At 39.3% G+C, this 11,074-nt stretch carries 9 protein-coding genes; 6 read left to right on the top strand and 3 right to left on the bottom strand.

What is annotated here, in order from left to right:
- Positions 1-330 precede the first annotated feature (330 nt).
- A complete protein-coding gene (locus ACPEH5_RS01230) occupies positions 331-1,254 on the top strand; it encodes an AEC family transporter (protein WP_048606927.1) in 924 nt (307 codons plus the stop codon).
- 148 nt (positions 1,255-1,402) lie between these two features.
- Positions 1,403-2,380 carry a class II fructose-bisphosphatase gene (glpX, locus tag ACPEH5_RS01225; protein WP_370661219.1) on the top strand — a complete coding sequence of 326 codons (978 nt, stop codon included), beginning with the start codon at positions 1,403-1,405 and terminating at the stop codon, positions 2,378-2,380.
- Between the two features lie 47 nt (positions 2,381-2,427).
- On the opposite strand, the gene dtpA is transcribed toward glpX, so the two are convergent.
- Positions 2,428-3,900 carry a dipeptide/tripeptide permease DtpA gene (gene dtpA / locus ACPEH5_RS01220; protein WP_042844175.1) on the bottom strand — a complete coding sequence of 491 codons (1,473 nt, stop codon included), beginning with the start codon at positions 3,898-3,900 and terminating at the stop codon, positions 2,428-2,430.
- 927 nt (positions 3,901-4,827) lie between these two features.
- On the opposite strand from dtpA, the gene ACPEH5_RS01215 reads away from it, so the two are divergent.
- Positions 4,828-5,856, top strand: a complete 1,029-nt coding sequence (locus ACPEH5_RS01215; protein WP_042844176.1) for an SEL1-like repeat protein — start codon at positions 4,828-4,830, stop codon at positions 5,854-5,856.
- Between the two features lie 240 nt (positions 5,857-6,096).
- Here the strand turns inward: ACPEH5_RS01215 and dpiA are convergent, their stop codons facing one another.
- Both dpiA and dpiB read right to left on the bottom strand, forming a co-directional pair.
- Positions 6,097-6,777, bottom strand: coding sequence for a two-component response regulator DpiA (dpiA, locus tag ACPEH5_RS01210; RefSeq protein WP_042844177.1), 681 nt, complete (start codon positions 6,775-6,777; stop codon positions 6,097-6,099).
- A 1-nt stretch (position 6,778) separates the two neighbouring features.
- Positions 6,779-8,407, bottom strand: coding sequence for a sensor histidine kinase DpiB (gene dpiB / locus ACPEH5_RS01205; RefSeq protein WP_048606926.1), 1,629 nt, complete (start codon positions 8,405-8,407; stop codon positions 6,779-6,781).
- Between the two features lie 368 nt (positions 8,408-8,775).
- Between dpiB and citC the strand changes: the two genes are divergently transcribed.
- The 3 genes from citC to citE are packed head-to-tail and all read left to right on the top strand — an operon-like array spanning position 8,776 to position 11,041.
- Positions 8,776-9,852, top strand: coding sequence for a [citrate (pro-3S)-lyase] ligase (gene citC, locus ACPEH5_RS01200; protein ID WP_226693668.1), 1,077 nt, complete (start codon positions 8,776-8,778; stop codon positions 9,850-9,852).
- Entirely contained in the window at positions 9,849-10,145 is a 297-nt protein-coding gene (citD, locus tag ACPEH5_RS01195; protein WP_042844180.1) for a citrate lyase acyl carrier protein, read from the top strand. The genes citC and citD overlap by 4 nt, the downstream gene beginning before the upstream one ends.
- Complete coding sequence (gene citE / locus ACPEH5_RS01190) at positions 10,145-11,041, top strand: citrate (pro-3S)-lyase subunit beta (protein WP_281111182.1); 897 nt, start codon at positions 10,145-10,147, stop codon at positions 11,039-11,041. Before citD ends, citE begins: the two co-directional genes overlap by 1 nt.
- Positions 11,042-11,074: the final 33 nt, after the last annotated feature.

The following is an 11,074-nucleotide window of genomic DNA, read 5'->3' as shown; positions in this document are numbered from 1 at the left end:
TTTTTAGTTCCTCTAATTATAATTAGAGTTGCTCTGAATAACAAAATTAGTCTAATTATGATATTTATATCATGCTTCCATGCTTCAAATATTCATACAGAAAAACACCATCTTTAAACGATGGTAGTTATTTATTATTTTATCAATTATGATTTCCATCAATTATAAGTTTATCTATTGATAGAGGTTAAATATCTACCACTTCCAACGTGAAATGAGTTTATTTAAACCACAGTAATATGAGAGATATTCGATACCGCTTTAGTATGAACAGGCTCATAACTAATTATTGACACATCAAAATCTGACGAATAGTTTAAGGAACATATAATGCTACTCCACATTATTCTAGCCGCCCTTGGTCCTATCGTTTTAGGGTTAGCTGTTGGTTGGTTATCAGGTAAATACGGTTTTATTAAAAGAGAATATTCACAAGCATTCGCTGACTTTGTTGTCAAAATAGCCTTACCATTTGCATTATTTTTAGCCGCCGCACAAGCACCACCCTCAGTACTCTTAAATATTGATTATTTGTTAGCATTGGCCGTCGGTTTAATCGCTACATACGTTATTGGTTTCATTTTCGGTAAGTTTATCTTCCGGCACAATAAAAAAGATGCAGCAATGCAAGCGCTATCTGTTTCTTTTCCGGATATGGCTTATTGTGGACCACCAGTCTTACTAGCTACTGTCGGTTCATCAGGTTTAATTGCTATGGTGCTAGGAAACCTTATTTATACGGTGATTATTATTCCATTTACTTTGCTGATGATCAGTGGCTCGCAACAAGGGCATAGCGTGATTAAATCAATCGGTAAAGCTATTGCCCAACCTTTAGTATTCCTTCCTATTTTAGGCGCCTTGCTCGCTATTTTTGGTGTTAAGTTACCTGAAATCTTACAGAATTCAGTCAATGAACTTGGTAAAACGGCAGGAGGTGTTGCTTTATTTTTCCTTGGTTTATTGCTATCCGGTATTAAGTTAACTATTAGCAAAGAAATTATATTTAACGTTTTTATTAAAAATTTTGTTCAAGCCGCGTTGATTTTGGCAACAGGTCTTGCAGTAGGTTTACAAGATGACCTCCTAAAAGCCGCCTTTATCATTGGCGTATTACCCACCGCCACTGCGGTTCCCGCCTTAGCAATCAGTAATCAAGCTTATACTGAAACCTCCGCAGGCACCGTGTTATTAAGTACACTTGCCGCTTTAATCTCCATTATCGGTGGAATCGCTATTGTTGAAATGCTTTAAATTGAGCGGCGGGTTTATATTCACCCGCCGCCCCTCAACTTTTCCCCGTTGATTTAATCACCAATTATTTGCCAGATAGATCACAAAAAACGTATCATATCCCTAAGTACTTTTCTTTTATGCACCTGGGATATTTATAAAAATGAAAATTAGTGATGAGTTAGCTGTTGCTATTGCTTCCGTCACCGAAGTTGCCGCTGTTGCTGCCTTCGATTGGGTTGGTAAACAAGATAAAAATGCAGCCGATAAAGCCGCTGTAGAAGCCATGAGAAATCGTCTTAATGAAATTGATTTTCATGGTAAAATTGTGATTGGTGAAGGTGAAATTGATGATGCTCCGATGCTTTATATCGGCGAGCAAGTAGGTAAAAAATCAGGCACCCAAGGGCTCGATATTGCGGTTGACCCCATTGATGGCACTCGTATGGTTGCGTGTAATGAACACAATGCCATAGCCGTACTGGCTGCTGCTCCAACAGGTTCATTACTCCAAGCACCAGACATGTACATGGAAAAACTCGTCGTTGGTGCCGCTGCAAAAGGGGCTGTTCATCTCGCTAATCCCCTCGAAAAAAATTTAGAATTCCTTTCCGCTGCATTGAATAAACCCATTTCAAACTTATCAATCGCAGTATTAGATAAACCACGCCATCAGCATATCATCAAAACCATTCGTAATTTTGGTGCTAACGTGATTACCATTCCTGATGGTGATGTATTGGCATCATTGCTGGCAATACTACCCGAGCATTCAATTGATATGATGTATGGCACTGGTGGCGCACCTGAAGGCATTATTAGTGCGGCCATCGCTCGTGCATTAGGCGGTGATATGCAAGCAAGATTGGTCCCTCGTGACAAAGCAAAGGGGGATAGCGAAGAAAATAAACTACTCGCCGCTCAAGAAGCCATTCGATGCCAGCAAATGGGCATTGAGATTGGGGAAATTTTATCATTAGAGCAAATGGTAAATACAGATGATGTAATTTTTGCCGCAACGGCAATTACGCCAACAGTGTTAATGGGCGGAATTTCAACAGATGCTTATAGCCGTTTTTCAAATACCCTTTTAGTTAACGGCCGTGACCGCTCATTAAAAATCATTAATAACCGCTTATTTAATTAGCCTTTCCATGATATTAAAAAAGGGCCTTTCGGCCCTTTTTTGAATCATTATTCTGCTCGTTCCAGCGTCATACGATTTAACAATGGTGCAGTTAACACCATGACTATCGCAATAGCCCCTGTCACTAAACCAATCTTCAAGAATACATCACTGTACACCGCTAATGACTCAAGCTTACTGGTCAGCTCCCCTTCTGGCGCTGCTGCCATAGAAGCGACATAACCCGCAATAAATGCAGCCGCTGAGTTAGTTAAGAACCACGCGCCCATAATAAAGCCCATCAAACGCTGTGGAACTAACTGAGCTACCATTGCCAGCCCAAGACCAGAGATCATCAGTTCACCAATGCTTTGAAAACCATAACAGATAATCAACCATTCAACAGAAACAATCCCCGCTTCGTTTGCAAATTTGGCGCCAAGCGGTAGTACTAAGAATGCCGCAGAGCATAACACCATACCAATCGCGAATTTATGCGGCATGGGTAAGTTATCACCCATTTTATTATAAATTGCGGCTAATATTGGGCTACCAATCATAATCCATAATGGGTTTAGTGCTTGATACTGTGCAGGTTCGATAGAAAAACCAAACACTTCATGCTCTACGTTATGTAATGCAAAGAAGTTGAGTGAGGTTGGCATTTGGCTATACAAAACAAAAAAGACAATTGCTTCGAGCATCAAGATCAGAGCCACCACCATGCGCCGACGTGCAATCCCCTGAAGAGCTAGCGTTTCTTTAATAAAGATAACCAAAATACCTAAAGAAATAACCGCTAATGCTGTACGCGCTACCCCTAGGTTATGCAATAACCAAGTCGAAATTGCAATCAAGGCAATAACACCCGCGACTGTTGCAACTAACCGTGAAATAATGACCGGAGCAAAGTCAGGTTTTGACCCATGTTGGGAAACCCACTTCTTACACATATAGAAGTTAATCAGCGTAATAATAAGGCCAACAACACTGAGTGAGAATGCAACATCCCAACCATAGTGTTTTGCTAACCACGGTGTTGCAAGCATAGAAAAGAATGAACCAATATTCACAGACATATAGTACATGGTAAATGCACCATCTAACCGCGGGTCATCTTTATCATAACAGGTTGATAACAGTGATGAAGGGTTCGCTTTAAAGAGGCCGTTACCAACGGCAATAGTCGCTAAACCTACATACACCATTGAGACATCATGCCCTGAGAAGGCAACAAACGCATACCCCGCAATCAACGTTAATGTTCCAAGAACAATAACCCGTTTTGTACCAAGTATTTTATCACCTAACCAACCACCAATTGCAACAAAGCCGTAAACTAATGCCGCAAATGCAGAGAATAAAGTGATGGATTCAGTTTCTGACATACCAAGAACTTGGCTAAGATATATAGGTAGAATACCTTGTAAACCGTAGTAACCAAAACGTTCCCAGAGTTCGATGGAAAAGATGAGATAGAATGAGCGAGGTTGCTTAAACGCGTTAAGACTGACTTCCTCTTTGTTATTTGTTGTGGACACAAGTTACCTCTAGTACAACCTGTAGATATGCAAAAAAAACCACGGAACGCTCTATGCGCTCTCGCATTGTTATTACCCCAAGAATTCAACGTCGGAAAGATTCACTTTTGGTAGGAGGAGCATCATTCCTTGATCTCAAAACAAACAAAACTGTGTGCAAACTTGTTTCTGGATCTCAAGCATAAATTCAATGAGTTAAAGCACATTTGATTATTTATTCAACGTTGACTGGTAGATAACCCGCCAAGAACGCAATAATCAATTAAGCCATATACGCTATTTATGCACCAAAATTAAAGAATTAGCTAGTATTAATTACTGCATGGATAAAATCTTATCGTGATTTACTTCAATTTTTAACAAAATAGCGAAACTATCAACGCCCACTATTTAATCACTTGTATACTTAATGTTAAGAATATTATTCTGCCATGAAACTATCGCACCACCGATTATTAACATTAGTGATATGAACGAAAAGCATAATTCAAATAAATAAAAACCAAGAATATATTGAGTGCAAGAAAATGGTTCGAGGGTTTAATGAGTGGGAAAAATACGTAAAATTTTGACAAAAAAAAGCCCAGTAACAAACTGGGCACAATGCATTCTACTCAAGGATCTTTTTACTAAATCAAACTATCACTACGTAGGTGCATTATTACATTACTTCGTGTAAAGAAATGAATGATGAGGGTAAATATATGAATGTTTACGCAAGCAAACAGTATATAGATACTAGTAAGACATGCTAATTTCAGAAAAAGTTCATATTTTTTCTCTTTTTTTATTTTTTCACTTTTTAGCAATATTTAACCATTTGATTTGATAATCATAATGTACAATTTGCTTTAACCCTTGCAGGTCTGAACAAAACCAAATAAGTTACCCGCTAAACTGTGACAAAACCAACATTGAGGTCGCCTTGTGAAAAAAAAACTTCTTCCTTTAATTATCATCGGCAGCCTCTTTGCACACTTAGCTTTTGCTGAGCCTACGCCAACCCCTCTAGATGAAAAAACATTATTAGGGTTAGCAAATGAAGGGCAAGCCGAAGCCCAATTCAATTTGGCCATGTTTTATCAATCCAATAAGCAATTTGAAAATGCAATAAATTGGTACCTCTTATCAGCCCAACAGGGGTTTACAAAAGCGCAAATTAACCTTGCGCTCATGTACCAACAAGGTACTGGCATCCCAAAAGATGAAAAACAAATGCTGCACTGGATGAAGATAGCCGCTGAAAACGGCGACCCTATTGGCCAGATGAATATGGCAGAATACACCTTATATGGTATCGATAAGGCTCTTGAGAAAAACCCAGCAGAAGCAGAAAAATGGTTAAAAAAAGCGGCCGAACAGCAATTTCCAGCGGCTATGTTAACCCTTGCTTACTGGTATGAAGAAGGTAAAGCAGTAACTAAAGACCCGCAGAAAGCACAAAAAATATACCTTGAACTTGCTGAGAAAAACCATCCACAAGCCCTCTACTTGCTTGGCTATCAATCCGCAACAGGTATGTATGACAAAGTCAATTACCCACAAGCTTTCCAATATTTTACTCGCGCAGCGGAGCAAGGCTTTTCCCCTGCTCAAAATAGTTTAGGTATGCTGTACCTAACCGGGCAAGGCACCGAAAAAGATCCCCAAGCGGCAATAAAATGGCTAACTTTGGCGGCCGAGCAAGGTGAGGTTTCCGCACAATTTAATATTGCGCTTATCTATGCTCGCGGTGATGGCATTAAAACTGACCAGACTAAAGCCTGTCACTGGTTTATCAAAGCGGCGCAGCAAAATAGTGCTGATGCCCAATATGCAGCTGGGGCATGCTACCAGTATGGGATGGGGGTTGAAGCCGATGATAAAAAAGCGCTACGTTGGTATAAGCTTGCCGCCGCTAAAGGTGATGAACGAGCTGCAAAAAAAGTATTAATTTTGGAAAACCAGCGCAAATAACTTAATGAGGATGCAATTTATGTGCAGCGATAATTGGATGGGGCGAACAAACGTTTTTATAGGCATTTCGCTTTACTCTCATAATGTAATTTAATCTACATGCCCCCCATTTAACTCCCTTTTATATCATGACGTTATCGTTACCCATTGAGCCAAAGTGGTGCTATATACAAGAAGTTCTGCATTGAATATATACCCCATGCAGAACTTTTATCGATATGCGCAGATTAATACAAACATTCACATTTTTCTGCGGTAGACTCGCTGTGGTCGCCCCACTTTCCCGTATTCAATTTCAGCCTCAATTTTATTTTTTGCCAAACAATATTCCAAATAACGTCTTGCTGTTGTGCGGCTCAATTTTATTGTTTCAGCGATACTTTCAGCTGTATATTCTGCTTCTGAATCAGCAAATAGCGCTAATATTTTTTCTAATGTAATGATGTCAATCCCCGTCGGTAGCTCTTCTTTCGATTCACCACGCGCATAAGTATTAAACATATCATCAATTTTACTTTGGTTAGTTTTACTATTCGCTTGCAGAACAGATTTACGTTGAATATACCTATCTAATGTTTGCCCTAAACGCTCATAAGCGATAGGTTTCACTAAGTAGTCAAAAACCCCTAAGCGAATTGCTTCAGAGACCGTTTCCATGTCGCTTGCTGCGGTTGTGAAAACAATATCTGCGTTGTTTCTTTCTTGTATTAATTCATGAACCAAATCAATACCTTTACCATCAGGTAAATAGTTATCTAATAAAATTAGATCGGGTTTCATATATTCAATCATTTTCCTAGCTTCAGCTAGGTTCCCCGCAAGCCACACTTTGTCACATGCAGGGTACGTTTTTATATACTCGCCATGCATTTCTGCCAGAAGTAACTCATCTTCCACAATGAGGATTTTTATCTTAATCATTTTATATCTTCACTTTCGGAATAAAAATTGAGAATACTGTACCATGCGGTTGATTTTCTTCAATAATCACCGCGCCATTACAGCGCTTAACATAAGATGCAACTAAATAGAGCCCAATACCATGGCCATCTGTTGCATCTGTCTTGGTTGTCACTCCACGTTCAAACCATTTATTTTGAAGCTCTTCGGGGAAACCACAACCTTGATCCACAACTTCAATAACTATTTCCTTTCCTTCATCAGAAAGGTATAACTCGACCTGCTTATTCCCTTGGTTGCTTTTCAAACTTGCTTCAAAAGCATTATCCAATAAATTACCCAAGACAGCACAAAATTCAGTACTGTTTAATGAATCAGGTAAGTCGCGCAGTTGGCTACCCGCCGTAAACTTTAATTGTAACCCTAGCTCTTTGGCTCGATGATACTTACCAAATAATAAGCCAGCAACTTGCTTATCAAAAAATTGCCTGCGTAACGTATCAATCAATTGTTGTTGGGACTCTGATTCACCTTTAATTAGAGCCAAAGCTTGGTCATACTCTTTCATCTGCAATAAACCACTTAATGTTGACATCCAATTAAGGTGTTCATGGCGTAGTGTGCGTAAATTTTCAACATACTGACGCACTTGTGTTAACTGAGAATTTAAGGATTCAATATCATTTTGACTACGAAAGCTGATTACAGCCCCCACAAGTTGCTCACTATCACGAATAGCTACTCGATTTGCAATCACATTTAGCCCATTAAATTCACAAATCACATCATGCCGAGTTGTCGCAATATCGGTCATAAAAAAATCAGCGGGCGATATTCTTTCTGAAACGCGCATACCCGTTAGTTGCCCTAATGGCTCACTCAACATGAGCATTTTTCTAGCATTCGAATTGATATTGATAATCTGCCCTTGGGTATTAACAGCGATGACCCCTTCAAAAACGGCATCAAATATCCCTTTTTGTACTAACACTAATTGTGTGATTTCCTCTGGCTCCATGCCCAACATTTGTTTCTGTATTAGGCGTGAGAATGCCCAAGATAAAAACAATAAAATAATCAATATACCGAGAAACGTAGCGCCAGTTTGTACAAATAGTTCACTGCGGGAGGTGTCAATTTTATTGGTTAAATAACCAATAGAAACCACCCCGATAACTTTACCCTGCTCATCAAAAATGGGCGTTTTTGCTCGTACCGCATTTCCCATCGAACCTTCACCATTGATGAAGTAACTTTCGCCCCGCTCCAATGCACCTGGTTTGTTCCATTGCATTTTGTAGCCAATTTTCTGGCTGTTTGGGTGATATAGGCGAATCGAGTTTTCATCACCAATCACCACATAATCATAATTCGAATCTTGATTGAGTTTATCTGCAATAATTTTCAGTCTTGGGATATCTTTATTTTTTACAGATTGCACCACCCCTTCAATTGAAGCGATTAGCTTCGCTTGGCTCATCGCTAGAGACCTAATATTCGCAATCAACCGGCTTTCCGCAGTATCTGTAAAATATTTACCCAACCCAAACGTCAAAAAGACAGAGACAAGTAATAGAAGAAAGAATACTCGTACTGAAAACGAAATCGAGCTTACTTTTTTCAGTGAGGAGAATGCATATTCTTTTTTCATGTTAAATCTCGTTACACTATGAAAAGTAAAAAATTTGTTAAATACAAAGATAACAATATAACGGATAACTCAGGTTAAAGCCAAAGGTATAATACACATATTAATAATTAAACACATAAAAACCAAGCAATAAAAAACATATCCAATAATTAAAAACTTTAAAACCATTAAACAAATACAAACTCATTTAAGAAACATGAAATAGGTCAAGTATATTAAATACAGCTTCTTTAATATTAATATTGAAAAGGGAAATTAAATAATTACTTATATTAAGCGCACTAAAAAATTCTAAAAATAATTATTTAATTAACTTTAACATTAGCAACATTTTAAAAACATCTCTAAATGAGATGCAGGATACTATTATGTTCGAAAACATAACGTTTAATCAGGTAAAACGTCATGAGAACAGGAAACTTGCTGAAATTACTCAGTTTTTAAAGGAAAACGATTTAGAGCTTGATTCAAGTATCGACGTTTTTATTACTATAACCCGTAATGAAAAATTAATTGCATGCGGGGGATTAGCTAAAAACGTGATTAAATGCGTTGCAATTAGCGATGATGTTCGTGGCGAAGGCCTTGCATTAAAGTTAGCAACAGAACTTGTTAATCTCGCTTATGAAAATAACACAACACATTTATTTATTTATACCAAATTTCAGAACGAAAGCCTATTTCAACAATGTGGTTTTCATACTATTGCAACTGTCCCTGATGTCATGGTGCTGATGGAAAACAGTTGCTGTTATCTAAAACGCTATATTGAAAGCTTAAAAGCACAGCGTAAAGATGGGAAAAAAATTGGCGCCATTGTGATGAATGCCAATCCATTTACCCTTGGACACCGTTATTTGATAGAACAAGCGGCAAAAGCGTGCGATTGGCTACATTTATTTGTCGTCAAAGAAGATACCTCGCGCTTTCCTTATAAAGTTAGGCTTAATTTGATTGAGGCGGGCACAAAAGGGATAGACAATCTCACTATCCATAAAGGCTCTGAATATATTATTTCTCGAGCGACTTTCCCTTGCTACTTTATAAAAGATAAAACGGTTGCCAATAACTGTTATACCGAGATCGATATTAAAATTTTTCGTCAATATATCGCCCCAGCTCTTGGGATCACCCATCGATTTGTAGGTTCTGAGCCTTTTTGCCAAGTCACTAATCAATATAACCAAGACATGCGCTTCTGGCTGGAAACGGACGCTATGAATTATCCACCTATAGAACTCATTGAATTTCCGCGAATAGTCATCAATGGCACGGCGGTTTCCGCCTCGCAAGTTAGAAGACTGCTCGCTAAAAAAGATCTTGCGGCAATTAAAGCGATTGTGCCTGAAGCGACATATCAATATTTACAAGAAATGCTCGCTAACCAAGTAACAACCACAATAAACCGCACCGAAAGTTCTGAATTAGCCATAGGTGAAATATGAAGATTAAACACGCAGCAATAGCTGGCACGCTTGAATCAAGTGATGTCATGGTTCGCATAGAACCTTTAGAAGATACTCAAGAAGTTTCAGTGCAAGTAACCAGCAGTGTCGAAAAACAATTCGGTGATGCCATCACGCAGATCGTACAAGAAATGATACAGCGGCATGAAATCCAAGGTGCACAAATCATCGTTGATGATAAAGGTGCATTGGAATGCGTACTCAGAGCACGTCTTGAAGCATTATTCGCTCGCGCTTGTGATATCGACTACCTACCTTGGGAGGAAAAATAATGACTCCACAACAAAAATCACGGACACGCAGAAGCATGCTTTTTGTTCCTGGCTCAAACGCAGCGATGCTAAGCAACTCCTTTATTTATAAAGCAGATGCGCTGATGTTTGACCTTGAAGACTCCGTTACACTGCGTGAAAAAGACACGGCTCGACGTTTAGTTTACCACGCATTACAACATCCGCTTTATCAAGATATTGAAACTATTGTTCGTATCAATGCATTGGATTCCGCATTTGGTGTCGCCGATCTTGAGGCCGTCGTTCGCGGTGGCGCCGATATTGTTCGCTTGCCAAAAACCGATACTGCGCAAGACGTTATTGATATTGAAAATGAAATTCTACGTATTGAAAAAAGTTGTGGTCGTGAGGAAGGCAGTACTGGATTACTGGCCGCCATTGAATCCCCTATGGGGATCACCCAAGCTGTTAATATTGCACATTCATCACAACGACTTATTGGCATCGCACTAGGTGCCGAGGACTATGTCCGCAATTTGCGCACCGAGCGGTCTCCTGACGGCGTTGAACTCCTCTATGCTCGGTGCGCCATTTTACAAGCCGCACGCTCAGCTGGTATCCAAGCTTTCGATACCGTTTATTCTGACGCTAATAATGAAGAAGGCTTTCTACGCGAAGCCGCTCACATTAAACAACTCGGCTTTGATGGCAAGTCATTGATAAATCCAAGACAAATTGAGTTACTTCATAACCTGTATGCACCTACTCAAAAAGAAGTCGACCATGCTCAACGTGTTGTTGAAGCAGCTGATTCAGCTGCCCTTGAAGGTAAAGGTGTTGTGTCTTTAAACGGAAAAATGGTCGATGGCCCAGTGATTGATAGAGCCCGTCTTGTATTATCACGCGCAGCATTATCAGGCATTCGGGAAGAGTGAGGCAAATAAAATGACAAATAGTACTCAGCGTCA

The organism is Providencia sp. NPDC089933, assembly GCF_049545585.1.
Classification (GTDB): Bacteria; Pseudomonadota; Gammaproteobacteria; order Enterobacterales; family Enterobacteriaceae; genus Providencia; species Providencia huashanensis.
The sequence above is the reverse complement of the archived record's forward strand: the minus strand, read 5'-3'. Positions and strand labels throughout refer to the sequence as shown.